The following is a 25240-nucleotide window of genomic DNA, read 5'->3' as shown; positions in this document are numbered from 1 at the left end:
CCCTCAGGTCAGCCGGCCGCCGACGACCGCCACGCGGACTCGCGCAGCAGCCGCAGCCCGTTGAGCCCCACGAGCACGGTGGAACCCTCGTGACCGGCGACACCCAGGGGCAGGGGGAGATGCCAGGCCAGGTCCCACACCACCAGGGCGCCGATGCACACGGAGGCGATGGCGAGGTTCTGCACGACCAGCCGCCGGGCCCGGCGCGAGAGGGCGACGACGGCGGGCACGGTGGCGAGTTCGTCCCGCACGACGACGGCGTCCGCGCTCTCCAGTGCCAGGTCCGACCCCGCCCGGCCCATGGCGACACCGCTGTGCGCGGCGGCCAGCGCGGGAGCGTCGTTCACCCCGTCGCCGACGACCAGGACCCGCTCGCCGGCCCGCTCCCATTCCCGTACGGCGGCCACCTTGTCCTGGGGCAGCAGCGCGGACCGTACGTCGGTGATCCCGGTGTCCCGCGCCAGACGGCTCGCGGCCCGGGCGTTGTCCCCGGTGAGCAGCGCCGGAGCCGAGCCGGTGAGACGGCCGAGCGCGGCGACGGCGTCGGCGGCGCCCGGGCGCAGCCGGTCGCTCACGCCGAGGACCGCGGCCGGGGTGCCGTCGACGAGGACGACGACGGCCGTACGCCCCTCGGACTCGGCCTCGGCCACGGCCGCCCGGGCCGTGGCGTCGTCGCCGAGCAGGTGGGCCGGGCTGCCGACCCGCACCTGGTGTCCCGCGACCACGGCCCGGACGCCCCGGCCGGGCAGGGCCGAGAAGTCCTCGGCGGGCGCCGGGCGCACACCGCGCTCGTGGGCTGCGGCCACCACCGCGCGGGCGAGCGGGTGCTCGCTGGGGTGTTCGGCGCCGGCGGCGAGGGCGAGTGCCCGCCGCTCGTCGATGCCCGCGCCGGGCAGTGTCCGCACTTCGATGACCTCGGGGGCGCCCTCGGTGAGCGTGCCCGTCTTGTCCAGCGCGACCCGGGTCACCGTCCCCAGCCGCTCCATCACCACGGCCGACTTGACGAGGACGCCGTGCCGTCCGGCGTTGGCGATCGCGGACAGCAGCGGGGGCATGGTGGCCAGCACCACCGCGCAGGGCGAGGCCACGATCATGAACGTCATCGCCCGCAGCAGGGTGTCCGTGACGGCGGCGCCGAAGGCGGTCGGGACGGCGAACAGGGCGAGCGTGGCCACCACGACGCCGACCGAGTACCGCTGCTCGATCCTCTCGATGAACAGCTGGGTCGGCGCCTTGGTGGCGCTCGCCTCCTCGACCATGGCGACGATCCGCGCGATGACCGACCGGGAGGGGTCCTCGTCGACGCGCACGCGCAGTGCCCCGGTGCCGTTGAGCGTCCCGGCGAACACCTGGTCCCCTACCGTCCTGGACACCGGGAGGGGCTCACCCGTGATGGTGGCCTGGTCCACGTCACCGGTCCCCTCCAGCACGCTGCCGTCCGCGGGCAGCCGCTCACCGGGCCGTACGAGCACGGTGTCGCCGATCCGCAGGGCGGCCGCCTCGACGCTCTCCTCGCCGCCCGCGGTCAGCCGCACCGCCGTGGCGGGGGCCAGATCGAGCAGGCCGCGTACGGAGTCCTCGGTGCGCCGGGTCGCCAGGGCCTCGAGGGCGCCGGACACCGCGAAGATCACGATCAGCAGTCCGCCGTCGAGGAACTGCCCGATGGCCGCGGCGCCCGCAGCGGCCACCACCATCAGCAGGTCCACGTCGAGACTGCGCTCGCGCAACGCCCGGACGCCGGCCAGGCCGGGTTCCCAGCCGCCCGCCGCGTAACAGAGCGCGTAGAGAGGGCCCCAGGTCCAGGCCGGCGCACCGGCGAGGTCCAGCGGGAACGCGGACAGGAAGGCCGCCAGGGACACCGCCGCCCAGCGGACCTCGGGCAGCGCCGACAGGCGGGTGCGGCGGGGCCGAGGGGGTGCCGGACGGCCGGGCACCGGGGACGGCCGGTCGTCGACCAGCGCAGAAGCCATGGGAAGGACACCTCGTGCGTGCGAACGTGCGGGGACAGGAGAGGAAGCCTCCACCATAACGGAACACATGAAGACGTCTTCAAGTGTTCCCCTGAGGCGGCCCTTCTCGACCCCGGTCCCCGCGCCGAGTCCCCGAGCCCCGTTCCCGCGTCCCGTCCACGTGTCCGGGCGCGCCCCGTCCCCGTCCTCCGGGTGACCTCCGTGGCGGCGGGCCGGCGCTCCGGTATCCGTTGTGGGCCCGCCGCCGCGGGTGCGAGGATGCACGACGCCGGCACGCATGACGATCGGGGGGCGAAGGGTGAGCGACGCGCAGCGGGAACCGGAGGCGGCCGCGGTGTTCGACGCGCTGGGGGCCGACTACGAGAAGGCGTTCGCCGGATCGGAGCCGCACGGGAGGTCGTTGGAGGGGCTGCTGGCCCGGCTGCGCCCCGGCAGCAGAGTGCTCGACGTGGGGAGCGGCACCGGCCGGCCCGCCGCCTGGACGCTGGCCGCGGCCGGCCACGACGTGCTCGGTGTCGACGTCTCGCCGGTCATGGTCGAACTCGCCGCCCGCCAGGTGCCCCGGGCCGCCTTCCGCTGCGCGGACATCCGCGAAGTCCCGCTGGAGGAAGCCTCGTTCGACGCGGTCTGCGTGTACTTCTCGTTGCTCCAGCTGTCCCGCCGGGAGCAGTCGGCGCTCGTGGCGCGGCTGGCGCGGGCGGTGAGGCCCGGCGGGGACGTCGTGCTCGCCACCGTGCCCGTGGACGTGGAGGGCGTCGATGCCGTCTTCATGGGCCAACCCGTGCGGGTGACCAGCTACGCGGCGGCGGACTTCACCGCGATGGTGAAGGCGGCCGGCCTGGAGGTGCTGACGGAGGAGAGCGTGCTGTTCACCCCCGCTCACCCGGACGCCGGCCCCGAACCGCATCTCTTCGTGCACTGCCTGCGCCCGGCCGCCTGACCTGACACGCCGGACGGCCGGGCCGATGAGTGTCCGTCGGGGGAGTGCTCCGGAGCGGGCCGCGGATCCGAGGCCGTCGCCCGCGGAGCCGTCGACCGCTGCCCGCCGGACCGGGTCCTACGACGGGACCGTGACGCCGTCGCGCGAGTCGTCCGGCTCCGGGTCCTGCGGCGCGTCGCTGAGCTGTTCGCGTACGTAGTTCCAGACGACGGCGATCAGCGCGGCGGCCGGGACCGCCAGCAGGCTGCCCACGACGCCGGCCAGGCTGCCGCCCAGCGTGACCGCGAGCAGGACCACCGCCGCGTGCAGGCCGAGTCCGCGGCTCTGGATGATCGGCTGGAACACGTTCCCTTCGAGCTGCTGCACCACGACGATGATCACCAGCACGATCAGGGCGTCCGTCAGGCCGTTGGACACCAGGGCGATGAGCACGGCCACGAAGCCCGCGAACAGCGCGCCGACGATCGGCACGAACGCGGACACGAAGGTCAGCACGGCCAGCGGCAGCACCAGCGGTACTCCCAGCACCCACAGGCCGATGCCGATGAAGACGGCGTCGAGCAGGCCGACGAGTGCCTGGGAGCGCACGAACGCGCCGAGCGTGTCCCAGCCGCGCTCGGCCACGGTGGGGATGTCGGTGGCGAGGCGGCCGGGCAGCTGGCGGGTCAGCCAGGGCAGGAACCGCGGGCCGTCCTTGAGGAAGAAGAACATGAGGAAGACGGCCAGCACGGCGGTCACGACACCGTTGATCACCGTGTTCACTCCGGTGAAGACGGCGGTGACCCAGCTGCCCGCACTGTTCCTGATCTTCTCCACGGCGGCGTCGGATGCCCCGGTGATCTGGTCGTCGCCGATGTTCAGCGGCGGCCCGGCCGCCCACTCGCGCAGCTTCTGGATGCCGTCCACGACGCCGTCGGTGAGTTCACCGGACTGGGACGCCACCGGCACCGCGATGAGTGCCACGATCCCGGCGGTGACGAGCAGGAACAGTACGGTCACGACCGACGCCGCCAGGGCGGGGTGCCAGCCGCGCCCGCGCAGGAAGCGGGCCAATGGCCAGGTGAGGGTCGTGATGAAGAGGCCCACTATGAGGGGCCAGACGACCGGCCACATGCGGCCCAGGAGCCAGAGGGCCACCGCGGCCAGCACGAGGACCAGCAGCAGATCGACGGAGACCCGTGCCGATGTGCGCAGCGCGGCGCGCGATTTCGTGGAACTCAGCGTGGCAGACATGGGGGTCACCTTATGGGTACCGCCGGGACGCCCTCCGCGGTGCCGCCGGGCAGGAGGGACGCCGTGAGCTGACTGATCGTCAACTATGGTGCGGCCGTGGCCCGGACAGCCCGCGGACACCCGTGACGCAGCGCGCCCCCTGCCGGTCGCGACGACGGGCAGGGGGCGGCTTGCGCGGACTGCGCGAGCTCCTGGAGGAGCCCGGTCGGTCCCCTCTGGGAAGAAGGGGACCGGAGGAAGACTCAGACGGTCCCGGACTTGACGATCTTGATCGTCGTGTCGGGGGTGCCGCTGGAGGAGCCGTGGCTCTCGATCTTTTTGACGAGGTCGAGGCCCTCGACGACCTCGCCGAACACGACGTGCTTGCCGTCGAGCCAGTCGGTGACGATGGTGGTGATGAAGAACTGCGAGCCGTTGGTGTTGCGGCCCGCGTTGGCCATGCTGAGCAGGCCGGGCTTGGTGTGCTTGAGCTGGAAGTTCTCGTCGGCGAACTTCTCGCCGTAGATGCTCTTGCCGCCGGTGCCGTCACCCCGGGTGAAGTCGCCGCCCTGGAGCATGAACTGCGGGATGACGCGGTGGAAGCCCGAGCCCTCGTAGCCGAAGCCGTGCTCGCCGGTGGCGAGCTCACGGAAGTTGCGCGCGGTCTTGGGCACGACGTCGTCGTACAGCTTGAAGACGATGCGGCCGGCCGGCTCGTTGCCGATCTCGATGTCGAAGAACACGTTGTCAGTGGTCATACCCACCATGATCACACCATCGCGGAGTGGAACCGACCGATTCCCGGCAGCTGTCACTCTCCTCTCACCGATTACGGCATGATGTGCGCCCCCCATGTGTGGCGGACAGTGACGACGGCGGCACGTGAGGTCGCCGCGGCCTCCGCGGCGGTGGCGGGCCACCGGGAGAGGTGCGAGAGTCGAATCGACCGTCCGCCAACCTCGTGAGCACAGGCAGGTGCCCCATGCCGCGACCACAGGCGCCGCTGTTCGTCATGGACGGGCACGCGAAGGTGCTGGGCTGGAGCGAGTGGGCCCGCAATCTCCTCGGTCGGCCGGCCGAGGACGTGGTGGGCGCGCCCGCCCTGGAAGTGCTGTCCGCCGAGCCCGGGGACGCTGCGCCGTCCTCCGGAGCCGACGGGGGCGCCGCGCCGTCCTCCGGAGCGCCGGGCGACGCCTGGTACCTCCGCCGCGTACCCGGAGACTCCACGGGTCCGGAATGGGGGGTGTGGCCCGCCGGAACGGCCGAACCGAGCGGCCTGGACGAAGCCGTGCTCGACGCGGTCTTCACGCAGTCGGAGGTGGGCCTGCACGTGCTCGACACCGACCTGCGGGTCGTCCGGGTCAACACGGTGGCCGTCGGCATGCGGGGAGTGCCGGAGGACAGCATCGTGGGACTGCCGGCGGCCGAGGCGTACGCGGGACTGAGCGACGGCGTCGTGGAGAGCATCGTGCGGGACGTGCTGGAGACGGGGCGCCCGAGCCGCGACGTGCTGGTCCGCTTGTACCCGCGCGCGGACCCGGGGCGTGAGCACGTCTTATCGACCTCGGCCTTCCGCCTCCAGGACCGGACGGGCCGTCCGCTCGGCGTGGTGGCCACCGCCGTGGACGTCACCGAGCGCGAGCGCGCCCAGGCACGCCTGCGCCTGCTGCACACCGCCCACGAGACGATCGGCCGCAGTCTGGACGTGCTGCACACCGCCCAGGAACTGGTCGACGTGACCGTGCCCGCGTTCGCCGACGGCATCCTGGTGGCACTCACCGACTCCGTACTGCGGGGCAAGGCGCCGGACACGCTGCCGAGGGAGGTTCCCCCGCTGCTGCGCTGCGCGGCCGTCGCGGGCGGGGGCGCCCACTGGCAGGCGCCCGAGCCCGGCGCGATCCTGCTTCCCGGCCTGTTCGGCGGCGAGCTGTCCGCCGAGCCGGCCCTGGTGACGTCGCCGTCACCGGACGGGGGCGGCGACGACTTGTCCGGACAGGCGTCGCTGGTCGTACCGCTCACGGCGCGCGGCCAGATCTTCGGTGTCGTGGCCTTCCGCCGGGCAGCCGCCAGGGAGCCGTTCGAGCCGGACGACCTGGCACTCGCCGACGGCATCGCCGCCCGCACGGCGACCTGCCTGGAGAACGCGCTGCGCTTCACCCGCGAGCACATCGTCATGACGGCGTTGCAGGGACGGCCGCAGCGAGAGGAGGCGGCGACCCACCGCGCCGTCGAGATCGCCCAGGGACACCGCGCCGACGGCGGCGGAGCGGGGGCCTGGTGCGACGTGATCCCGCTGTCCGGCGCGCGGGTCGCCCTGGTCGTCGGACAGGTCCTCCAGCCCGGCATCAGCGGTGTGGCGACGATGAGCCAGCTCCGGACCGCCGTGCACAGCCTCGCCGACCTCGACCTCGAACCCCACGAGCTGCTCGCCCGCCTGCACGCCACGACCCTCCGGCTGGCCGAGGAGCAGGGCGGGCTCACAGGTGCCGACGCGCCGACCGCGAGCTGCACCTTCGTCGTCCACGACCCGGTGACCGGGCGGCTCGACATGGCACGCGCGGGGATGTCGCTGCTGTGCGTCGTCCGTCCGGACGGTTCGGTGGATCCCGAACCGGTGCCGGCCGGACCGCTCCTCGGTGCCGAGGGACCGCCTTTCCCCTGCGCGGCGGAGGTCCTCCCCGGGGGCAGCACCCTGTGCGTGGCCTCCCAGCCGCTTCCGCCGGGCGGGATCGTGTCCACCGAGCGGCTGGTCGAGGCTCTCGCGCACCCCGGTCAGAGCCCCCGGTCGATGGCGGACGAGATGCAGAAGATCGTCGCGGACGACGCGGTGGTCCTGGTCGCGCGGACACGTCGGCTGCCCGAGGACGAACTCGCGGAATGGCACGTGCCGGCGGAGCCGTCGGCGGTGCGGCAGACGCGCCGGGACGTCGAAGCCCGGCTGGCCGAGTGGGGTGTGGACGTCGACCCGTTCTCCGTGCAGCTGGTCGTCAGCGAACTCGTCACCAACGCCGTCCGCTACGGCGCGGCGCCGATCACCCTGCGCCTGCTCAAGGGCGAGGACAGTCTGATCTGCGAGGTGAGCGACGCCGCGCTGACCGCCCCGTACCTGCGTCACGCCAAGGCGAACGAGGAGGGCGGGCGGGGACTGCACATCTGCGCGACCGTCACGGAGAGCTGGGGCGTGCGGTACACGGACACGGACAAGACGGTCTGGACGGAGCTCCCCGTGGGCGGGACCGGCCCGACGCCATGACTGCGCGTTCCACCCGCCGCGTCCGCCCGCACCCTCCCGCGCCCGGCCCGGCCGTCCCGGCGGGGCAGCTCGCGGGCGAAGGGGCGGCGGGTGGCCGGCAGAGGTCCGCACGCCGAGTCGCCGGAGACCGTCGCCGCCCCGCGCCCGCTCATGTCGCCCCGTCCTGACGCCGTCGCCGGCCGACGACTCGCCCGCCGTCCCTCGCCGCCCCGCTACGGCCGACCGCCCCCGCCGGGCGTCACGGGACCGTCCGGGTGAGCGCCGGGCGAGCGGGAAGACGGAGTGCGGCCGGCACGCCGGGCGCGGGCCGCCCCGGTGCGGGCGACGACATCGGCAGGTCGCATACTCGATGATCGTCTGCCCGTGCCGGCCACCGCGACGGTGCGCCGGACGGCAGCAATCGGAAGGATCGATCGGGGACATGAAGGCAGCGAACGAGCCGGCCATGCCGGAAGAGGTGGAGAGCCCCGCCCTGCGGGAGCAGCCCACCGGCGGACTGGCGAGGTGGCTGCTCCGCCACCGCGTGCAGCCCGTGGGGCCCGCGGCGGGGGAGGGACACACCGAGCCGCAGTCCTGGTGGAAGGTGATGTGCCTGACCGGCGTCGACTACTTCTCCAGCCTGGCCTACGTCCCGGCGATCGCCGCGCTCGCGGCGGGAGCGGTGTCCCCGCTGGCGACCCTGCTCATCGTCGCCCTGACTCTGGTCGGCATGCTGCCGATGTACCGGCGCGTGGCCAAGGAGAGCCCGCACGGAGCCGGCTCGGTGGCGATGCTGGAGGACCTGCTGCCGTTCTGGTGGGGCAAGCTCTTCGTGCTCGTCCTGCTCGGGTTCGTCGCCACCTCGTGGATCATCACGATCACCCTGTCCACGGCGGACGCCTCCGTGCACGTCGTGGAGAACCCGTTCTTCCCCCACGCCCTGCACGGCCACGAGGTCGGCCTCACCGTCGCCCTGCTGCTGCTCCTGGGCGGGGTGTTCCTCCTCGGGTTCAGCGAGGCGGTCAAGGTGGCCATCCCGCTGGTCGCCGTCTTCCTGGCGCTCAACGCGGTCGTGGTCGGCGTCGGCCTGCTGGACATCTTCACCACGCCCGGCGCCTTCTCGGCCTGGACGGACGCCCTCAGCGAGACGGGAGGCGGCTTCGGCGACCTGGCCGAGCCCGCCCTGCTCGCGTTCCCGCTGCTGGTACTGGGCCTGTCGGGATTCGAGACCGGCGTCAGCATGATGCCCCTGGTCGCCGCGAAGGGCGACGACCCCGAGCAGCGGCTGCGGTCCCGCATCCGCAACACGCGCCGCCTGCTGACCACGGCCGCGCTCATCATGAGCGTGTACCTGCTGGCCGCGAGCTTCGTGACCACCGTCCTCATCCCCCACAAGGAGTTCGAGTCCGGCGGCGAGGCCAACGGCCGGGCCCTGGCCTGGCTCGCGCACGAGAAGGTGGGCGAGGCCTTCGGCACCGTCTACGACATCAGTACCATCCTGATCCTGTGGTTCGCCGGGGCCTCCGCGATGGCCGGACTCATCAACATCGTGCCCCGCTACCTCCCGGACTACGGGATGGCCCCGGAGTGGGGACGCGCGGTACGCCCGGTCGTCATCGTCTACACGGTCCTGTGCGTCGCCATCACCATCGCCTTCGACGCCGACGTCGACGCGCAGGCCGGGGCCTACGCCACCGGCATCCTGGCCATGATGGTCTCCGGCGCGTTCGCCGTCACGGTCTCGGTCGTCCGCGGCGGCCGGCGCGGGCCGGGCATCGGCTTCGGCCTGCTCACCGCGGTCCTGCTCTACGCCCTGGTCGCCAACATCATCGACAAGCCCGACGGCATCGCCATCTCGGGCGTGTTCATCGCCGGCATCATCATCGTGTCCCTCGTGTCCCGGGTCTCGCGAACCACCGAACTGCGGGCCGACCGGATCGTGTTCGACGCCGAGGCGCGCCGCTTCATCGACGAGACGCTCGCCCACGACGAGTCGATCAACATCATCGCCAACCGGCGTGAGACCGGCGACAGCGCCGAGTACGCCTACAAGGAACGCGAGCAGCGGGGCAACAACCCGGTGCCCGGCCCGGCCGACGTGCTGTTCCTGGAGATCGACGTGGTGGACCCGTCCGACTTCAGCGACACCCTGTCCGTACGCGGTGTGGAGGTCGACGGCTACCGGGTGCTGCGCGCCGAGGCCCCCGCGGCACCCAACGCCATCGCGGCGATCCTGCTGGCGCTGCGCAACGCCACCGGCGTCCTGCCGCACTGCTACTTCGCGTGGGCGGAGGGAAGCCCGCTGATGCACATGTTCCGGTACTTCCTGCTCGGCCGCGGCGACACCGCTCCCGTCACTCGCGAGATCATCCGCAGCAATGAACGGGAACCCGACCGCCGCCCCGGAATCCACGTCGGCGGCTGACGACCCCGCAGTTGGTGGGGGCGGGACCGACTCCCGCCCCCACCATCAAGTCCCCTCATCACCTGGGAAACGACACCGCCGCCCGGCCCCCTTCGGACGGGACGGCACGGGCGGCGGCGACGGGGGAACGGGAGCCCGGTCAGACGTTGACGCCGAAGTCGGAGGCGATGCCGGACAGACCGGAGGCGTAACCCTGCCCGACCGCGCGGAACTTCCAGTCGGAGCCGTGCCGGTACAGCTCCCCGAAGACCATCGCGGTCTCGGTGGAGGCGTCCTCGGACAGGTCGTAGCGCGCGAGTTCCTGACCGCCCGCCTGGTTCACGACGCGTATGAACGCGTTGCGGATCTGGCCGAAGCTCTGGCCGCGGCTGTCCGCGTCGTGGATCGAGACGGGGAACACGATCTTGTCGACCTCGGCGGGTACGGCGGCGAGGTTCACCTTGACGGACTCGTCGTCGCCCTCGCCCTCACCGGTGAGGTTGTCGCCGGTGTGCTCGACCGAACCGTCCGGGCTCTTCAGGTTGTTGTAGAAGACGAAGTGCTGGTCGGAGAGGACCTTGCCCGAGGCGTCCACCAGCAGCGCGGAGGCGTCGAGGTCAAAGTCTGCTCCCGTGGTGGTCCGCACGTCCCAGCCCAGGCCCACGAGGACCGCGGTCAGACCGGGCGCCTCCTTGCTGAGCGAGACATTGCCACCTTTGGACAGGGAAACTCCCACGCTGTTCTCCTCCGCGCTACGGCCGTCTCGGGCACCCGCACCGGATGGGCGGACCCGCACGAAACCTACAACACCGCGGAAAAACCGGCACGGTTCGGGCCCGGTCACCTCAAGGGACGGAGCCGGTCGATCAGATGCGCGCCGGCAGCCCGAACCGCCGTACGTGCGCGGGGTCGTGGAAGGCGGTGACGGCGGCGACCGCGGGGCCACGCAGAGTCAGCACCTGGACGGAGAAGGCGTCGCCGGCGTGGTAGACGGCGAATGCGGGCTGCCCGTTGGCCCGCACCGGCACCAACCGGGCGTCCTTGCCGCGCAGTTTGGCGGTGAGCAGCGCGGCCACGCTGTCACGGCCCGAGAACCAGGACGGGTTCGGCGGCATCTGCCAGACCGCGTCCTCGGTCAGCAGCCGGGTCAGCGCCGCGACGTCGGCCCGCTCGAAGGCGTCGACCCAGCGGTCGAGGAGTTCGCGCCGGTCCCGCTCGGCGGGCTCGGTGATCTCGTCGATGACCGGCTCCAGCCGGTCGAGGCGGCTCCGGGCACGCTGGAGGGCGCTGTGCACCGCGGCCGGGGTGAGCGCGAGCACCTCGGCGGTCTCCTCCGCGGACCAGGAGAGCACGTCCCGCAGGATCAGCACCGTCCGCTGCCGTACGGGCAGGTGCTGGAGGGCGGCGATCAGGGCCAGCCGCAGTCCGGTGCGCCCGGCCACGACGGCCGCCGGATCGGCCTGCTCGTCGGGAAGGGGCTCCAGCCACGGGATCTCCGGTCTGCGCGGGTCCAGCGCCGTCGGGTCGGTGGCCGGGCCGCCGAGGCCGGCGGGCAGCACCCGGCGGCTGCCGTGCCGCAGCGCGTTGAGGCAGGCGTTGGTGGCGATCCGGTAGAGCCAGGTACGCAGCGAGGCGCGCCCCTGGAAGTCCTCGTACGACTTCCAGGCGCGCAGATATGTCTCCTGCACGAGGTCCTCCGCGTCCTGCGCCGAGCCGAGCATGCGGTAGCAGTGGGTCAGCAGCTCCCGCCGGAACGGCTCGGTCAGACGGACGAACTCCTCGTGCGGCTGGTCTGTCGGCGTCACCCTGCACTCCTCCCTTTCTTGTACAGACACCCGGGGCCGACCGAATTCATCGGCTGGGGCCCGGCCGATCCCGGCGGCGCCGCGGGTCGGTACGGGCATGAACAGACAATGGGTTCTGGGGCTCACTTCCGCGGCCTCGGTGATGGTGGCGCTCGACGCCACCGTGGTGACCACGGCACTGAGCCGGATCCGGCTGGATCTCGGCACGTCGATCGAACAACTCGAATGGACGGTGAACGCCTACAGCCTGAGCTTCGCGGTCCTGCTGATGACCGGCGCCGTGCTCGGCGACCGCTTCGGGCGGCGGCTGGTCTTCACGACCGGACTGGCACTCTTCACGGTGGCCTCGGTCGCCTGCGCGCTCGCACCGGGCGTGGGCTGGCTCATCGCGGCACGCGCGGTGCAGGGGGCGGGCGCCGCCCTGGTCATGCCGCTGGCGATGGCGCTGCTCAGCGCCGTCTACCCGCCGCCGGAGCGGCCGAGGGCACTGGGCCTCTTCGCCGGGCTGACCGGGCTCGCCGTGGTCGCGGGCCCGGTCGTGGGCGGTGCGGTGACCCAGGGACTCGCCTGGCAGTGGATCTTCTGGCTCAACCTGCCCATCGGCCTGGCCGTCGTCCCGCTCGTGCTGCGGCGGGTCCCGGAGAGCCGCGGCGGGGCGGCGTCGGTGGACACGGGCGGTCTGGTGCTGGTCACCGGTGCCGCGCTCGGGCTGGTGTGGGGACTCGTCCGCTCGCACGGCGCCGGCTGGGGGAGCGCCGAGGTGACGGGCGCGCTGGCCGTGGGTGGGCTCTGCACGGTCGCCTTCGTGGCCTGGCAGCGGGCCGCCCGGCACCCGATGGTGCCCCTCGCGCTGTTCCGGCTCCCCGGCTTCGCCGCGGGCAACGCCGCCGGGGTGTTCCTCTACGCCTCGCTGTACGGGTCCCTGTTCTTCACGGCGCAGTACTTCCAGACCGGCCGCGGGGACACGCCGTTGGGCGCCGGACTGCATCTGCTGGCGTGGACCGGGGCGGTCACGGTCGTGGCGCCGCTGGCCGGCAGGCTGACGCAGCGGATCGGCGCGCGCCCGCCGGCCGCGCTCGGGCTGGCCCTCCAGGCGGCCGGGATGGGGTGGTTCGCGCTCGTCTGCACCCCGTCCGTGCCGTACGGGCAGTTGATCGCTCCGATGCTCGTCGCCGGGACGGGCGTGAGCATGGCGATGCCGGCCGCGCAGACCGCCGTGCTGAACGCCGTCCCGCCCGAGCAGCTCGGCAAGGCCTCCGGGGTGTTCAACACGGGCCGTCAACTGGGCGGGGTCTTCGGAGTGGCCGTCCTGGCACTGGTGTTCAGCAGGACCGGCGGCTATGCGGACACGGACGCCTTCACCGACGGGTTCACGGCGGCGATCGCCGTCAGCGGCGCGTTGTCCCTCGCCGGGGCGCTGGCCGCGCTGGCCGTTCCGGGCCGCCGCCCCGCACCGGCACCCGCCGACACCCCGCGGGCGGTGGTCACGCAGCGGCGCTGACCGTGTTCCGGCCCGGTCGGCGGCCCTTGCTCCGCCGGCCGGCCGCGTCGAGTGGTTGCGGCGGGCGCGGGCCGCGTGGAAGCGTTGATCATTGCTGGGTGCGGGCGGCGCGGAGCGAGGGTATCCGGGGAGGATGAGGGCGGTGAGTTTCTCGGAGGGTGGCCCTGGGCGGGCCGGCGCTGGGAGCGCGGCGGGGCCGGACGGCGCCCGGATCGCGCAGGGTTGGCGGGAACAGAGGAGTGCCGGTGAGTGAACAGCGTCAGGACCGCGACTGGACGGCTATGACGCCGGGAGACTTCGACCGGGACGCCCCGCTGCGTCTGTGTGTCGGTACGGGGCCCACCGCCGTCCCGGCCGAGCCCGACGAGTACGGCACCGAACCGCTGTTCGGCAACGAGACCCCGGCCCGGCGCTCCGGCCCCCGTACGCGGCGCCGGCCAGCGACCGCCGAGCAGGAACACCTTTTCTGACCGGAGCGCACCGGGCCCGTAGTTGCCGTGCTGCGCCGTCACTCGTCGACAGCGAGGCGGAGCGCGGGATAGCAGGGGATGACGGAGTCGAGGCCGACGATGCGTATGACGCGCAGCACCGGTTCCTGCGGGGCGGCCAGCCGGATCCAGCCCCCGGCCTCCACGGCCCCGCGATGGGCGGCGATCAGTACGTTCACGCCGCTCGAGTCCATGAACGTCACCCCGCTGAGGTCGACCACGATGCGCGGGGGCGCGACGGAGTCGTGGGTGAGCAGGGCCCGGCGGAGGTGGTCACGGATGCTGTGGTCGATCTCGCCGCGCAGGGCGACGACCCGGACGTCGTCGAAGGCGGTCATGCCGATCGACAACCGGCCGGGCCGCGCTCCTTCGTGAGCGTCTGTCACCGGTCCCTCGATTGCGCTTGCTGGTGGGCCCCTTGAGTGACGACGGGTGGAAAGAGGCTGCCCCGCCGTTGCCCGGAAATGCCTCCCGGCACGAGCGACCGGAAGCTCGGGACGCATGGGTGGGCGAGCGCGGGGTAGGCGCGCGCGTGAACGGGGGAACAAAGGTGGAATTGGTGCAGTCAGTTTCCGGCGGTGAGGAAGGCGGCGACGGGGTGCCGGCTTCCGATCCGATGAAGACCGTCGTCGCGCTGGAGGGCGGCGGTGCCTGCATCGCCGAGGCCCGGCATCTGGCGGCGGGTTTCCTGACCAGGGTCCAGGCCGAGCACGGCCTGCTGGTGTCGGCACGGGCGATGGACCTGACGCAGCTGGTGGTCAGCGAGCTGGTCACCAACGCCCGCAAGTACGCGCCGGGACCCGTGCTGCTCGAACTGCGCGTCAGCGGGGACGCGGTGGAGGTGACCGTGTGGGACAGCGACCCGCTTCTGCCCGTCGCCAAGGACACCGACCCGGCGCGGATCGGACAGCACGGCCTGGAGATCGTCATGGCCGTCGCCCTGCACTTCGAGGTCGAGCAGGAACCGGTGGGCAAGCGCGTCACGGCCCGGCTGGCTCTGTCCGACGAGGGGCGCGCCTGACGCCGGCTCTCGGCGGAGACGGGCGAGGCGACGCCTGACCGGTGAGCACTGCGCCTGTCCCGCGTGGGGAGGGGTGTCGCGGCCGTGGCGCGGACATGCGTCGGCCCTCCCGTGGGGAGGGCGCGGGAGGGACGGCGCTGCCTGTCCGTACGACTGCGCACGGACAGGACCGGGCGGTTTCCGCCTCGGAGTGCGAGGATCACCGCCGGCCCAGCATCGCACCGGATCCGGCCACACAACAGAGTCGTGACCGAAACCCGTCGTGCCAAAACTTGGGCCCTCCACCGCTCTCGGTACGAGGTCCGGGCCCGCCGCTCGTGCGGGCCCGCCCCCGTGTCAGGAAGACAGTTTCCTCGCGGCGCCGGGCGCCCTCACCCCCGGCTCCACCTGCCGATGAGCCGCGTGCGCGCCCTCTGCAGCGGCGGCATGAGGCCGTAGATGACGATGGGGACGGCGATGGTGGCCAGCACCAGCGTGCGCAGGATCATCGGCGCCCCGTCGAGGACGCCGCGCAGCAGCAGTTGGAGCACGGTGAGCGTGGGGAAGACCGCCAGCCAGATCATCAGGGCCATGTGGTGTCTGGGCGGAGGCCCGACGCGGGCGGGACGGGTGGCGGAGTACTCGGTCATGTCGGGTCGGTCCTCACTGGGTGCGGGAGAGGTGCGGGAAAGGGGACGGGGTAAGGGGGTTCACAGGCCGTGCCGGCGGTCGCCGAGGACTGCTTCGGCAGCCTGCCGCTCCATCTCCGGTGAGAAGGCGCGGTGTTCCGCCCGGTGCCCGGCGGGGCTCCGCCGAACGTCGTCCGTGGCGGGGTCGTTGGCGGCGGGGGCCGTCCCACCGGGTTCGGTCCGCCCGCCCGGGATCGGGTCCGGCGCCCGCCGGACTCGGCGGAGGAGTGAGCCGGGTACGGCACGGGCGCGGGGCTGCCCTGCCGCCGCCGGAAGCGCCGTTCCGAGTGCGGCGCACGCAGTGAGGACGGCGTATGCGGTGACGACGGCGTATGCGGTTGCTGTCATGGCACCAGGCTGCGATCCGGGCGGGGCCGCCGACCACATTTGTTGCCGTTTCCGGGAAGAGCTTGCCGTTCCGGCGAACCGCGCGGTGCAATCCGTACGTGGAACACCCGCCCGCCGACGCCCTCCTGGCCGCGCTCGGACCCCGGCTCAGAAGCCTGCGTGTCCGGCGGGCCATGACGCTGGCCGGGCTGGCCGAGGACACCGGCGTCTCCCGGAGCACCCTGTCGCGCCTGGAGACCGGCCGACGCCGCCCCGACCTGCGACTGCTGCTCCCCATCGCCCGGGCCCACGGGGTGCCGCTCGGCGAACTGGTCGGCATCCGTGAGCCCGCCGAGCCGCTGATCGCGGTCGACCCGCGCCGGGTCGACCGCCGCACCGCACTCCCGCTGACCCGGCGGCCCGGCGCCCCCGAGGCGTGGAAGGTGATCATCCCCCACGCCCTGAACGAGCCGGACGTGCGCGTCCACGCGGGGTATGTCTGGCTGTACGTCCTCTCCGGGCGGCTGCGTCTCGTCCTGGGCTCCGACGACCTCGTGCTCGGCGCGGGGGAGACGGCGCACTTCGACACCCGGATGCCGCACTGGTTCGGCAGCACCGGCCGGCGGCCCGTCGAGATCCTCAGCCTGTCCGGGCACCGGGAGGAGCGCGTACGCGCACGAGCCGGGCGCCGCTGACGTGGTCGGGGAGAGAGTGCGCGGGGCGGCGCCGCGCGGATCTGGTCAGCGCGGAGTCAGCGGTCCGGCGACGGCCTCGGCCTCCGAGCGGAGCATGGGCCGCGGCCTGTCGTAGGCGTCGACGCTGGTCGTGGTCGCTCTCCCCCGATCGGGACCAGGAACGACGTCATGGTGGCATGGCAACATCAACTTGAGCCCGCGTTTTTTGCTCAACTCCCGCCCCTCGCAGGCCCCGAGAGGTGGTCCGCGCCGGCCGCCGGGCTGGGAGGACGGGGAGACGGAGCGGCGGAGGCGTCTATCTCTTCTGCGCCCTGTACCGCTTCAGCAGCGCGGTGATCCGCGCATTGTCCGCCCGCCCGTTGAGCTCCGTCAGGAGGTCGTCCGGGCACAGTTCGTAGTGATCGCCCCACCACCGGCGTCCGTGGTTGTCCCAGATCCGGTAACCGCCCGGCACACCCCGCGCGACATAGCGCCGTCTGCTCACCGGCTTCCGCCCTCCCGCACCAGCCCAGCCCTCGCCCTCCCGCCGCACCCGGCGCGGAACGACCCTACGTGCGGGCGCGGCATCCCGGCGAGGCGTTAAACCGCGGGTGGGGGCGTGGAGGAGAAGGGCCGCCCGCGAGCCGCACCGTTCGACAGCGAAGATCGTCGGCGCCGTTACCGCACACTCCACCTCGTCGTTCTTGTAGCGCGCTACCGGCCTACGGAGCGTCTTCCGCACGGAACAGAGGGGCGTCCAGGTGAGCGGGTGGGTCACTGTGGGTCTCGGAGTCGCCGCCTTGTGCCCGCTGCCGGGCGTCACCGGCACGGCCGCCGTCGTCGACGTCGACCACACCGCCGGGCACGGCCACATCGTCGTCTGCGCACCGGACACCTGGGTGGAGATCGGAGGCGGGCCACCGGCCGACCCCGTGACAGCGCCTCCACAGCCCGCCCCGCCTCCGCCGCCGACGCGCACCGCGCCGCCCCAGGAGCAGCCTCCGCGAGCCACCGCGCCGGATCCACCGGTACGCCACCGTGCGCCGCTGCCGACCGTCGCGCCCCGCGCCGCGGCACCGCAGGCACCCGAACCCACCCCCGCCCCGCCGCCGGTCCAGCGCGTCCGGCCGGCCAGGCAGGCCCCACCGGGAGCGGCCCCGTTCCGCTGGGTGCCGCGTCGCCACTACACCGGCGGACCACGGCGTCCTGTCCCCGTCGGCATGTCGACGGTCATGACGACGACCGCCGTCACCACCCCGGCCGTCCTGGCCGCCGCCGCACTGCGCCCCGGTTCCCGGCGCCGCAGCCGTGGCTGACCGCACCCACCCCTCACCCGTAGTCCTGGAGTTCTCCCGTGCCGGAATGGTTGATCTACACCCTGGCGTCCGTCGTGGTCTGCGCCCTGGTCGTCACGGTCACCGTGATGCGCCACCGCCGCCTCGCCGACGAGGACACGACGCAGACACCCGACGTCCTGGAATACATGGTGATGATGGTGGGCGTCGTCTACGCCATCGTCCTGGGCCTGGCCATCGCCGGCGTCTGGGAGGCCCGCAGCGCCGCCGAGGACACCGTCCAGCGCGAGGCGCAGGCCCTCTACGAGATCGACCAGCGCCTGGACGTCTACCCCGCCGCCTTCCGCAGCCGGGTGGGCGACCACATCGACACCTACGCCCGCCATGCCGTCACCGCGGAATGGCCGGCCATCCAGAACGACGAGGAGCCCGGAGCCGAGGGCGCCCGGCTGATGAGCCGCATCCGGGCCGACATCGCCCGCCACACCCCCGCCGACGAACTCCAGGCGCAGGCGTACCAGCCCCTGCTGGACCAGGTGGCCGCCGCCGACGACGCCCGGCACCAGCGCCTCGACAGCGCCGGCACCACCCTGCCCGGCGTGGTCTGGTTCGGCCTCCTCGCCGGGGGAGCCGTCACCCTCGGCCTGCTCTACACCCTCCAGATCCGCCACTCACCGCGGGAACTGCTCCTGGCGACCACCTTCAGCGCCCTGGTCGTCCTGCTGCTGTTCATGGTGTGGAGCTTCGACGCCCCCTTCGGCCACTCCGGAGCGGACTCCGCCCAGCCCCTGCGGGAGTTGTACGCCACGAGGGCCTGACGTCCCTCGCCCGCGTCAGGCGTGCACCGGCCTCCCCAGGTCGGTGAACCTGTAGCCGCGGGCCCGCACGGCGTCGATGATCCGGGGGAGTGCCTGTACGTCCAGGGGTGCCGTGCGGCCGTCGGGCGTGCCGACGTGCAGCTGCACGATCTCCCCCGGTGACAGCGCGTCCAGGACCCGGTCGACGACCTTCTGGACCGTCATCCCGCGCGCCGCGCCCAGGTAGCCGTTGGTGTCGACGGTGAACTCGATGTCGGCGTAACCCAGCGCGTTGACGTCGGAGATGCCCCGGGATGTGGTGGCACCGTACGGGAACCGGAAGAAGGGCAGCGGCACCGCACCGCTCGCCCGCCGGATCGCCCGGTCGGCCCGCAGGACCTCCTCCGTCACCCGACGACTCGTCAAGCCGTCGAACCGGGGGTGACTGTACGAGTGGTTGCCGACGCCGTGTTCGGCCGCGATCGCCCGTGCGGCGCCGGGGTGCCGTTCGGCGAACCGCCCGGTCAGGAAGAAGGTGGCGGGAACCCCGCGCCGGCGCAGCTCGGCCAGGGCCGTGTCGACACCGGTGTCGTCCCATCCCGCGTTGAAGGTGAGGGCGACCACCCGGCGGGTGGTGGGAATCCGCCGGACCTCCGCGCCGAGGAACTCCTTCGGCAGCGGTGGTCGCGCGGACGGCCCGGGCGGAGGCGCGGGTTGAGAGGCGGGGGCCGGCAGCCCCGGTGAGCGGGAGTCGGTTGCCGGGCCCGTCCACGCGGCGACATGTGCTTTGGCCGGCGCGGGCCCGTTCACCCGTGCCGGACTCACGGCCGCGGCTGCCGCCGTGTCCGGGCGGGGGAGGATCAGCGCCGGGGACAGGACCGCGGCTGTCGCGAGGATCAGCGGCACGGCACGACGCGCGACGGTGCGTGCAGGTCGAGGAGTCATGATCAGTCAACGGCGGCCTGGAGGAGCGGTCACGCCGGTCACCGGGGGTGATGTGCGGGGTGGTGTGCGAGGCGGGGGCGGCCGGGACGGCACGGTGGTGATGCACGGGGTGCACGGGGTGCTCGGTGGAGTGGGCTGCCTGGCCGCCCAGTTGGCGCGCTGGGGCGGAGCGACCGTGATCGGCACGGTGCGGGCGGCCGGGGACCTCGACCGTGTCGACGCCGGTGTCGTCGCCCATGCGGTCGCCCTCGACCAGGAGAACCCCGCCGCGGCGATCCGCGCGTACGCACCCGGAGGTGTCCACCGCGTCGTCGAGGTCGCGCTGTCCACAACGCCGACCTGGACACCGCCGTGGTGGCGACGGACGCGGTCATCGCCGCCTACGCCACCCGCGACGACCGGCCCCCGCATCCCCTTCTGGCCGCTGCTGTTCGGCGACGTGACCCTGCTCGTTGGTCGACATCCCCAGCTGAGCCGACGGCCGCGGAAGGCGCGCGAAGGGTCGTCCCGGCGCCGGCGCTCAGGCGGTGATCGAGCGGGCCGGCTCGCGCGCCCGCGCGTCCAGCGCCTCGGCGACGGGCGGCACGGGCGGAGGACCGCCGACGGCTGGGCCGCACCGGTCACTCCCGTCGCCCGTGACGGTCACCGCCGCGGGCACCTCCACCTCGATGCCCGCGCGCCGTGCGAGCGCCAGCGCGATCGCCACGAACCCCTCGGAGAGGGCGCGGATCACGGAGTTGCCCGTGCGGCAGTGCCAGTCCACGAGGGCGCGTGTGAAGTCCCCGTACGCGACGGGGTCGACCTTCAGGGTGTCCGGGTCGCCCCAGTGCCGGCCGTGGCCGATCCCCGAGGGAAGCCCCAACTCCGCCTCGAACACCTGGAGCTGCCGCAGGAACAGGCGGCCGGAACCGCTCGACGGGTTCCACAACGTCTCGTCATCGGTGTCGAAGTACATGCTCATGTTCCGATCCCCCCGCTCCGCGGCCTCGATCAAGGGTAGAGACCGGATGGTCGGGCCACGCACGGACAACACGGCGCCCTCGGCCGGGACTTCGGCCGCGGCGGCGGGCTCCCGCACGCACCGACCACCCCCTCGTCGCCCCCGGACGGCCACATCCTGGCGCGTCCCCCGTCCGGTCGGCGCGCGGGTGCCGCGATACAGGCGACGAATCTTTGCGCGTGCACGAGCCTTGACGCTCTCGGAGCAACGGATCTAGCTTCGAGACGATTCACGATTTAAACGATTCAAATACGTGGCCCCCTTGGGCCTCTTCGTGCTGCCCTCCGGGAAGTGAACCAGAACATGAACGACCACTCCGCCACTCACCCGAACCCAGGGTTCCGCCGCCGTACGCTGCTCGGCGCAGCCGTGGCGACGGCTGCCGCAGGGGCCTTGGACTGGGGGACGCCCGCCGTCGCGTCGGCCGCCCCGTCCGCCGGTGCGGTCATTGAACGTTTCAATGGCGACGTCTTCGCCCGGCCCGGGCGGGCCGTGGCGCCGAAGTTCCGCTGGTGGTGGCCCGACGGTCTGGTCCAGCCGGACGAGATCCGCCGGGAGATCGACCAGATAGCCGACGCCGGGTTCGGCGGGGCGGAGATCGCCGCCGTGCACCACAGCGTCGGCGACACCTCGGTGCTGGACACCGAGCGGCACGGCTGGGGCGGCGCGGCCTGGGTCGCCGGTGTGGAGGCCGCCCTGAGCCAGGCCGCCAGGCGCGGCATCACCGTGGACCTCACGATCGGACCGAGCTGGCCCGCCGCGGTACCGGGCATCACCCCGGACAGCGACGCGGCGGTCAAGGAACTCGCCTACGGCACGGTCACGCTGGCCCCCGGCGCCGGCCACTCGGGTCCGGTGCCGGCCCCCGTGTACGCGGCCGAGGCGGGCGTCACCAAGCAGGAACTGCTGCTGGTGCAGGCCGCTCGCGTCGACCCCGCCAACTCCACCCGCAAGGAGACCGGTCTCGCCCTGGACTCGGTGCGGGACCTCACCTCCGCCGTCGAGGACGGCACCCTCCACTGGACCGCCCCGGACGACGGCACCTACGTCCTCATCTCCTACTGGGTACGCGGTTCGGGCCAGACCCCCGAGGCCGGCCCGCACACGGTCCCCGCGGCCCACGTCGTCGACCACTTCAGCGCGGCGGGCACACGCGCGGTGACCGACTTCTGGGAAGCCCACATCCTCACGCCCGCCGTCCGGCGGCTCCTGAAGGTCTCCGGCGGGGCCCTGTTCGAGGACTCCATCGAGTTGGAGACCGACGGTCTCCAGTGGACGCCGGGGCTGCCGGAGGCCTTCGAGAAGCACACCGGACGCTCCCTGCTGCCGCTCCTGCCGGCCGTCGTCCTCGGCAACAGCAACCAGGTCTTCGCCTTCGAGGCCGCCGTGACCCGGCAGATCCGGCACGACTTCTGGGAGACCGTCAGCACCCTCTACAACGAGCACCACGTCACGGCGCTGCGCGCCTGGGCCCACGGCCTCGGCCTGGAGCTGCGCGCACAGCCGTACGGCCTGCAGACCGACTCCATCGCCTCCGCCGCGATCCTGGACATCCCCGAGGGCGAGTCCCTGGGCTTCAAGAACCTCGACGACTACCGGTGCCTGGCCGGCGGCCGTGACATGGCCGGAAACACCGTGCTCTCGTGTGAAGCGGGCGCCTACGCGGGCGGGGCCTACAGCACCACCTGGCAGAAGTTCCTGCGCACCATGGGCGGCGCCTACGCCGCCGGAGTCAACCAGACGGTCGTCCACGGCTTCTCCTACGCCGAGCTGCCGGGCGTCGACTGGCCGGGCTACGCGGCCTTCACCCCGTACAAGGGGACCGCGGGTTACGGCGAGTCCTGGGGCCCCCGGCACGCGACGTGGAAGCACGTCCCGGACATCGCGGGCTGCCTCAGCCGGGTCCACCAGGTGCTGCGGACCGGCCGGCCCCGGGCGGACGTGGCGGTCTTCCGGCAGACCGGCTACTCGGCGACGGGCATCGGCGCCTCCTGGTTCACCGCGAGCGGCATCACCTCCGGCTGGACCCACCAGTTCCTCAGCGGCCCGCTGCTCGACCTGCCCTCCGCCACCGTGCGCCGCGGCCGGCTCGCCCCCGACGGCCCCGCGTACAAGGCGCTGTTCGTCGAGGGCGACTTCTTCTACGGCTCCGGCATCACGCTGGCGCTGTCCGACGCGCGCACCCTGCTCCGGCTCACCCGGGCCGGCCTGCCCGTCGTGCTCCTCGGAGCCTGGGACACCGCCGTGCCGCCCGGCGTGCCGGACAGCGGGGAGACCGACGAACTGCGGTCCGTCGTCGCGCGCCTGCTCGCCGAGCCGCTCGTCAGGCGGGTCGGCGACAAGACGGCGGTGCCGGCCGCGCTCGCGGAGCTGGGGGTGCGGCCCGACGTGCGGTACGCGACCTCCTCCACGCTGCTGAACTTCCACCGGGTGGCCGACGGGGTGGACTACTACTACCTCTGCAACGGCAAGCACGCCGAGACCGTCAAGCCGGCCGTGGCCGCCGTCGACCACGAGGTGACCCTGTCGCGCACGGACGGCGACGGGGTGCCGTACCTCCTCGACCCGTGGTCCGGACGGATCGAGCGGCTCGCCCGGTACACCGAGGACGGGGACACGGTCACCGTGCGCGTCACCCTCCAGCCGGCGCAGATGCTGATCGTGGCCATCGGCAGGCCCGGCCTGTTCGGGGACCGCCACGGCAACCGCCCGCACGCCGTCGACAGCGAGGCGGAGCAGGTGCGCTTCACCGAGGACGGCCTCACCGTCCGTTCCTCGCAGCCGGGCACCTACCGCACCGTCCTGTCCCAGGGACGCACCGTCCGCACGACCCTGAGGGACGTCCCGGCGGCCACCGAACTGACGGCGTGGCGGCTGCACGTCGAGGACTGGCGGCCCGGCTCCACGGCCACGCGCACCACCGTCGTCGAACACGACCTGGACCTGGAGGCCCTGCTCCCCTGGTCGCAGATCACCGAACTCGCCGACGTGTCGGGCGTCGGCCGCTACCGCACCACTGTCACCCTCGGCGAGGGCTGGAGCGGCGGCCACGGCGCGTACCTCCACCTCGGCACGGTCACCGACACGTGCCGGGTGACCGTCAACGGCCGGCGCCTGGATCCGGTGGACCAGATCCACCCCGTGGTGGACCTCGGCGGACTGCTGAAGCAGGGCCGCAACGTCATCGAGGTGGAGGTCGCCACACCACTCGCCAACCGGCTGCGGGTCAGTGACCCGGCGGTCTACGGAGGTCTGGCGCGCGCGGCGTACGGGCTGATGGGGCCGGTGCGGCTGGTGCCCTACGGGGAGGCCCGGATCGGCTGAACCGGACGGGCGGTGCGGCGTGCGGTACGACGTCCGGTACGGCGTACGGTCCTGGGCGGACGTACGCCGTACCGAACGGCACGTCCTAGCTGTTGATCATGTCCCGGGTCTGGGCGTACACCGTCGCGTCGTTGAGCAGGCCGGTGTGGCTCAGGCAGGCGGTCCTGGTGTTGACGGCGCCGGACACCGCGACGGAACTGTCCGGGTTGATCACCGTGTCGCAGGGTGACCACCAGGTCGCGTAGCGGGGTGAACCGGGGCTCTCGTCGCCGGAGTTGAGCGCACCGAGGAAGGCGGAGCCGACGCGCATCTCCGTGCAGGACGTGTCCAGGCAGGAGTTGGCGCTGTCGGTGCCGTGATTGGGGCCGCCCAGCGACACCCAGGCGTCCACCCGCGACGTCCCGCCGAGGTTCTTCAGGAAGTAGCGCGAGGAGAGGCCGCCCATCGAGTGGCTGACGATGTCCACCTTGGTGGCACCGGTGGCGGCGAGCAACCGGTCGACCTCCGCCGCCAGTTGCTGTGCGGTGGTGGCGTTCGACTGGCGCCAGTCGTACGACCACTGGTCCAGGTGCGTCGACGGCCAGCCGTCGTTGGCGAACCGGGCCGCCATGGTGTTCCAGTTGGCGCCGTCGCCGGTGTAGCCGTGCACGAACAGGACGGGGTTGCTGGAGGAGCGGAAGGCGGAGGCGCTCGACGCTTCGGCGGGGACCGACGCCTGCGCGGCGAACAGAGCGGTGGCCGTGGCGACGGCCGAGATCACGAGGGATCTCTTCATCGGGGAATCTCCCAGGGTGGGGTCGAACAGCGCGCGACGGCGCTTCGGACGGAGCAGGGGGCGCCGCGCGGTCGCCCGGCCGGGGGAGCGGGACATCCCGGGTCGCGGGGGGACGGTTCCCGGGTCACGGGAGAGCCGAGGGCCCGGGGCACGTGGGGGCGTGCCGCGGGCGCGTCGGTGGGGCGCGGCGGGGGAGAACACCGGTGTTCGTCGAGGGGTGGCGTGAGCGTACTGACCAGTAGGTACGGGCCGTCAAGACCTGTGCCGGGGAAACTTCAACTGTTTCCCACTCAAGGACAGGCAGGACAGGCAGGACAGGCACAGGACGGCGAGCCGCGACCGGCGGCTCGCCGTCCTGTGCCTGTCGGGTCTTCCGGCTCGTGGGTTCCGGCCGGCCGCCGAGCGGACGCTCAGACGGGGTGGTCCGGCTGCTGGTCGGGCGGCGTGCCGCCGCCCTCGCCGCCGCCCTTGTCGCCGCGGTCCGTGCCCTTGGCGCGGCCGCCTCCCTTGGAGGGCTGCGACGCCTTCAGGGACTGGCTGTCCTCCGGCGTCGCCCCTCCCTTGTCGCTGCGCCGCAGCTCGGGCTGCTGGGGATCGGGCATGATCGTCGCACCTCCCGGTCGTGCAGGGCTGTTCTCATGCGGGCGGGTTTCCGGGCGGGCGTACGGCAAACGTGCCCGGTCGACGCCACCGGGAGCGTCGGCCGCCCCGGCCGCCGTACTCCGCGCCGGTCCGGCGCCACCAGGTCTGCCGGGTGATCCGGCCGTGCGTGTTTGGACCGCCCGGATCCGGGTGCTCGTCACAGTGGCCGCAGAGCGCTGAAAGCGATGACATGCCCGCCTTCACGCCCGACTCGTTCAGG

At 73.0% G+C, this 25240-nt stretch carries 22 protein-coding genes; 10 read left to right on the top strand and 12 right to left on the bottom strand.

What is annotated here, in order from left to right; all coding sequences use genetic code 11:
- Positions 1–8: 8 nt before the first annotated feature.
- Complete coding sequence (locus ACWGIS_RS17515; protein ID WP_453363301.1) at positions 9–1970, bottom strand: heavy metal translocating P-type ATPase; 1962 nt, start codon at positions 1968–1970, stop codon at positions 9–11.
- Positions 1971–2268: 298 nt separating this feature from the next.
- On the opposite strand from ACWGIS_RS17515, the gene ACWGIS_RS17510 reads away from it, so the two are divergent.
- On the top strand, positions 2269–2910 hold the full coding sequence (locus tag ACWGIS_RS17510; RefSeq protein ID WP_453363300.1) for a class I SAM-dependent methyltransferase: 642 nt from the start codon (positions 2269–2271) through the stop codon (positions 2908–2910).
- 117 nt (positions 2911–3027) lie between these two features.
- Here the strand turns inward: ACWGIS_RS17510 and ACWGIS_RS17505 are convergent, their stop codons facing one another.
- Together ACWGIS_RS17505 and ACWGIS_RS17500 are read right to left on the bottom strand one after the other, a co-directional pair.
- Positions 3028–4143, bottom strand: coding sequence for an AI-2E family transporter (locus tag ACWGIS_RS17505; RefSeq protein ID WP_453363299.1), 1116 nt, complete (start codon positions 4141–4143; stop codon positions 3028–3030).
- Between the two features lie 242 nt (positions 4144–4385).
- A complete protein-coding gene (locus ACWGIS_RS17500; RefSeq protein ID WP_453363298.1) occupies positions 4386–4880 on the bottom strand; it encodes a peptidylprolyl isomerase in 495 nt (164 codons plus the stop codon).
- A 224-nt stretch (positions 4881–5104) separates the two neighbouring features.
- On the opposite strand from ACWGIS_RS17500, the gene ACWGIS_RS17495 reads away from it, so the two are divergent.
- Together ACWGIS_RS17495 and ACWGIS_RS17490 are read left to right on the top strand one after the other, a co-directional pair.
- A complete protein-coding gene (locus ACWGIS_RS17495) occupies positions 5105–7375 on the top strand; it encodes a SpoIIE family protein phosphatase (RefSeq protein WP_453363297.1) in 2271 nt (756 codons plus the stop codon).
- A 421-nt stretch (positions 7376–7796) separates the two neighbouring features.
- Entirely contained in the window at positions 7797–9779 is a 1983-nt protein-coding gene (locus tag ACWGIS_RS17490; protein ID WP_453363296.1) for an amino acid transporter, read from the top strand.
- Positions 9780–9918: 139 nt separating this feature from the next.
- On the opposite strand, the gene ACWGIS_RS17485 is transcribed toward ACWGIS_RS17490, so the two are convergent.
- Both ACWGIS_RS17485 and ACWGIS_RS17480 read right to left on the bottom strand, forming a co-directional pair.
- Complete coding sequence (locus tag ACWGIS_RS17485) at positions 9919–10494, bottom strand: TerD family protein (protein WP_453363295.1); 576 nt, start codon at positions 10492–10494, stop codon at positions 9919–9921.
- Positions 10495–10624: 130 nt separating this feature from the next.
- Positions 10625–11662, bottom strand: a complete 1038-nt coding sequence (locus ACWGIS_RS17480; protein ID WP_453363294.1) for a sigma-70 family RNA polymerase sigma factor — start codon at positions 11660–11662, stop codon at positions 10625–10627.
- Between ACWGIS_RS17480 and ACWGIS_RS17475 the strand changes: the two genes are divergently transcribed.
- Together ACWGIS_RS17475 and ACWGIS_RS17470 are read left to right on the top strand one after the other, a co-directional pair.
- A complete protein-coding gene (locus ACWGIS_RS17475) occupies positions 11661–13064 on the top strand; it encodes a DHA2 family efflux MFS transporter permease subunit (protein ID WP_453363293.1) in 1404 nt (467 codons plus the stop codon). The genes ACWGIS_RS17480 and ACWGIS_RS17475 overlap by 2 nt on opposite strands.
- Before the next feature lie 281 nt (positions 13065–13345).
- Positions 13346–13534 (top strand): hypothetical protein, encoded by a 189-nt coding sequence (locus ACWGIS_RS17470; RefSeq protein ID WP_453363320.1) that lies wholly within the window; start codon positions 13346–13348, stop codon positions 13532–13534.
- A gap of 38 nt (positions 13535–13572) precedes the next feature.
- Here ACWGIS_RS17470 and ACWGIS_RS17465 read toward each other — a convergent pair whose 3' ends face one another.
- Positions 13573–13938, bottom strand: coding sequence for an STAS domain-containing protein (locus ACWGIS_RS17465; RefSeq protein WP_453363292.1), 366 nt, complete (start codon positions 13936–13938; stop codon positions 13573–13575).
- 230 nt (positions 13939–14168) lie between these two features.
- Between ACWGIS_RS17465 and ACWGIS_RS17460 the strand changes: the two genes are divergently transcribed.
- Complete coding sequence (locus ACWGIS_RS17460) at positions 14169–14573, top strand: ATP-binding protein (protein WP_453363319.1); 405 nt, start codon at positions 14169–14171, stop codon at positions 14571–14573.
- A 371-nt stretch (positions 14574–14944) separates the two neighbouring features.
- On the opposite strand, the gene ACWGIS_RS17455 is transcribed toward ACWGIS_RS17460, so the two are convergent.
- Positions 14945–15202 carry a hypothetical protein gene (locus ACWGIS_RS17455; RefSeq protein ID WP_453363291.1) on the bottom strand — a complete coding sequence of 86 codons (258 nt, stop codon included), beginning with the start codon at positions 15200–15202 and terminating at the stop codon, positions 14945–14947.
- Between the two features lie 485 nt (positions 15203–15687).
- On the opposite strand from ACWGIS_RS17455, the gene ACWGIS_RS17450 reads away from it, so the two are divergent.
- Positions 15688–16263 carry a helix-turn-helix domain-containing protein gene (locus tag ACWGIS_RS17450; RefSeq protein ID WP_453363290.1) on the top strand — a complete coding sequence of 192 codons (576 nt, stop codon included), beginning with the start codon at positions 15688–15690 and terminating at the stop codon, positions 16261–16263.
- A gap of 295 nt (positions 16264–16558) precedes the next feature.
- On the opposite strand, the gene ACWGIS_RS17445 is transcribed toward ACWGIS_RS17450, so the two are convergent.
- Positions 16559–16747 carry a hypothetical protein gene (locus ACWGIS_RS17445; RefSeq protein WP_453363289.1) on the bottom strand — a complete coding sequence of 63 codons (189 nt, stop codon included), beginning with the start codon at positions 16745–16747 and terminating at the stop codon, positions 16559–16561.
- Positions 16748–17021: 274 nt separating this feature from the next.
- Between ACWGIS_RS17445 and ACWGIS_RS17440 the strand changes: the two genes are divergently transcribed.
- Positions 17022–17558: a hypothetical protein gene (locus ACWGIS_RS17440; protein ID WP_453363288.1), complete on the top strand. Its 537-nt coding sequence runs from the start codon at positions 17022–17024 to the stop codon at positions 17556–17558.
- A 38-nt stretch (positions 17559–17596) separates the two neighbouring features.
- Entirely contained in the window at positions 17597–18355 is a 759-nt protein-coding gene (locus ACWGIS_RS17435) for a bestrophin-like domain (protein ID WP_453363287.1), read from the top strand.
- A 15-nt stretch (positions 18356–18370) separates the two neighbouring features.
- Here the strand turns inward: ACWGIS_RS17435 and ACWGIS_RS17430 are convergent, their stop codons facing one another.
- Positions 18371–19279 carry a polysaccharide deacetylase family protein gene (locus ACWGIS_RS17430; RefSeq protein WP_453363286.1) on the bottom strand — a complete coding sequence of 303 codons (909 nt, stop codon included), beginning with the start codon at positions 19277–19279 and terminating at the stop codon, positions 18371–18373.
- Positions 19280–19799: 520 nt separating this feature from the next.
- Positions 19800–20240 (bottom strand): DUF6086 family protein, encoded by a 441-nt coding sequence (locus ACWGIS_RS17425; protein WP_453363285.1) that lies wholly within the window; start codon positions 20238–20240, stop codon positions 19800–19802.
- A gap of 342 nt (positions 20241–20582) precedes the next feature.
- Here ACWGIS_RS17425 and ACWGIS_RS17420 point away from each other — a divergent pair, with 342 nt between their 5' ends.
- Positions 20583–23603, top strand: a complete 3021-nt coding sequence (locus ACWGIS_RS17420) for a glycosyl hydrolase (protein WP_453363318.1) — start codon at positions 20583–20585, stop codon at positions 23601–23603.
- An 85-nt stretch (positions 23604–23688) separates the two neighbouring features.
- Here the strand turns inward: ACWGIS_RS17420 and ACWGIS_RS17415 are convergent, their stop codons facing one another.
- Entirely contained in the window at positions 23689–24378 is a 690-nt protein-coding gene (locus ACWGIS_RS17415) for an esterase/lipase family protein (protein ID WP_453363284.1), read from the bottom strand.
- A gap of 410 nt (positions 24379–24788) precedes the next feature.
- Complete coding sequence (locus tag ACWGIS_RS17410; RefSeq protein WP_453363283.1) at positions 24789–24980, bottom strand: hypothetical protein; 192 nt, start codon at positions 24978–24980, stop codon at positions 24789–24791.
- Between the last annotated feature and the right edge of the window lie 260 nt (positions 24981–25240).

The organism is Streptomyces sp. NPDC054842 (genome assembly GCF_053611025.1).
The sequence above is the reverse complement of the archived record's forward strand: the minus strand, read 5'-3'. Positions and strand labels throughout refer to the sequence as shown.

Excerpts from the sequence above, each read along its gene's own strand:
- ACWGIS_RS17480 (WP_453363294.1), bottom strand. The coding sequence starts at position 11,662 with ATGCCCGTACCGACCCGCGGCGCCGCCGGGATCGGCCGGGCCCCAGCC.
- ACWGIS_RS17470 (WP_453363320.1), top strand. The coding sequence starts at position 13,346 with ATGACGCCGGGAGACTTCGACCGGGACGCCCCGCTGCGTCTGTGTGTC.
- ACWGIS_RS17460 (WP_453363319.1), top strand. The coding sequence starts at position 14,169 with ATGAAGACCGTCGTCGCGCTGGAGGGCGGCGGTGCCTGCATCGCCGAG.
- ACWGIS_RS17410 (WP_453363283.1), bottom strand. The coding sequence starts at position 24,980 with ATGCCCGATCCCCAGCAGCCCGAGCTGCGGCGCAGCGACAAGGGAGGG.
- ACWGIS_RS17500 (WP_453363298.1), bottom strand. The coding sequence starts at position 4,880 with ATGACCACTGACAACGTGTTCTTCGACATCGAGATCGGCAACGAGCCG.
- ACWGIS_RS17505 (WP_453363299.1), bottom strand. The coding sequence starts at position 4,143 with ATGTCTGCCACGCTGAGTTCCACGAAATCGCGCGCCGCGCTGCGCACA.
- ACWGIS_RS17515 (WP_453363301.1), bottom strand. The coding sequence starts at position 1,970 with ATGGCTTCTGCGCTGGTCGACGACCGGCCGTCCCCGGTGCCCGGCCGT.
- ACWGIS_RS17420 (WP_453363318.1), top strand. The coding sequence starts at position 20,583 with ATGAACGACCACTCCGCCACTCACCCGAACCCAGGGTTCCGCCGCCGT.
- ACWGIS_RS17425 (WP_453363285.1), bottom strand. The coding sequence starts at position 20,240 with ATGAGCATGTACTTCGACACCGATGACGAGACGTTGTGGAACCCGTCG.
- ACWGIS_RS17490 (WP_453363296.1), top strand. The coding sequence starts at position 7,797 with ATGAAGGCAGCGAACGAGCCGGCCATGCCGGAAGAGGTGGAGAGCCCC.
- ACWGIS_RS17475 (WP_453363293.1), top strand. The coding sequence starts at position 11,661 with ATGAACAGACAATGGGTTCTGGGGCTCACTTCCGCGGCCTCGGTGATG.
- ACWGIS_RS17495 (WP_453363297.1), top strand. The coding sequence starts at position 5,105 with ATGCCGCGACCACAGGCGCCGCTGTTCGTCATGGACGGGCACGCGAAG.
- ACWGIS_RS17430 (WP_453363286.1), bottom strand. The coding sequence starts at position 19,279 with ATGACTCCTCGACCTGCACGCACCGTCGCGCGTCGTGCCGTGCCGCTG.
- ACWGIS_RS17455 (WP_453363291.1), bottom strand. The coding sequence starts at position 15,202 with ATGACCGAGTACTCCGCCACCCGTCCCGCCCGCGTCGGGCCTCCGCCC.
- ACWGIS_RS17415 (WP_453363284.1), bottom strand. The coding sequence starts at position 24,378 with ATGAAGAGATCCCTCGTGATCTCGGCCGTCGCCACGGCCACCGCTCTG.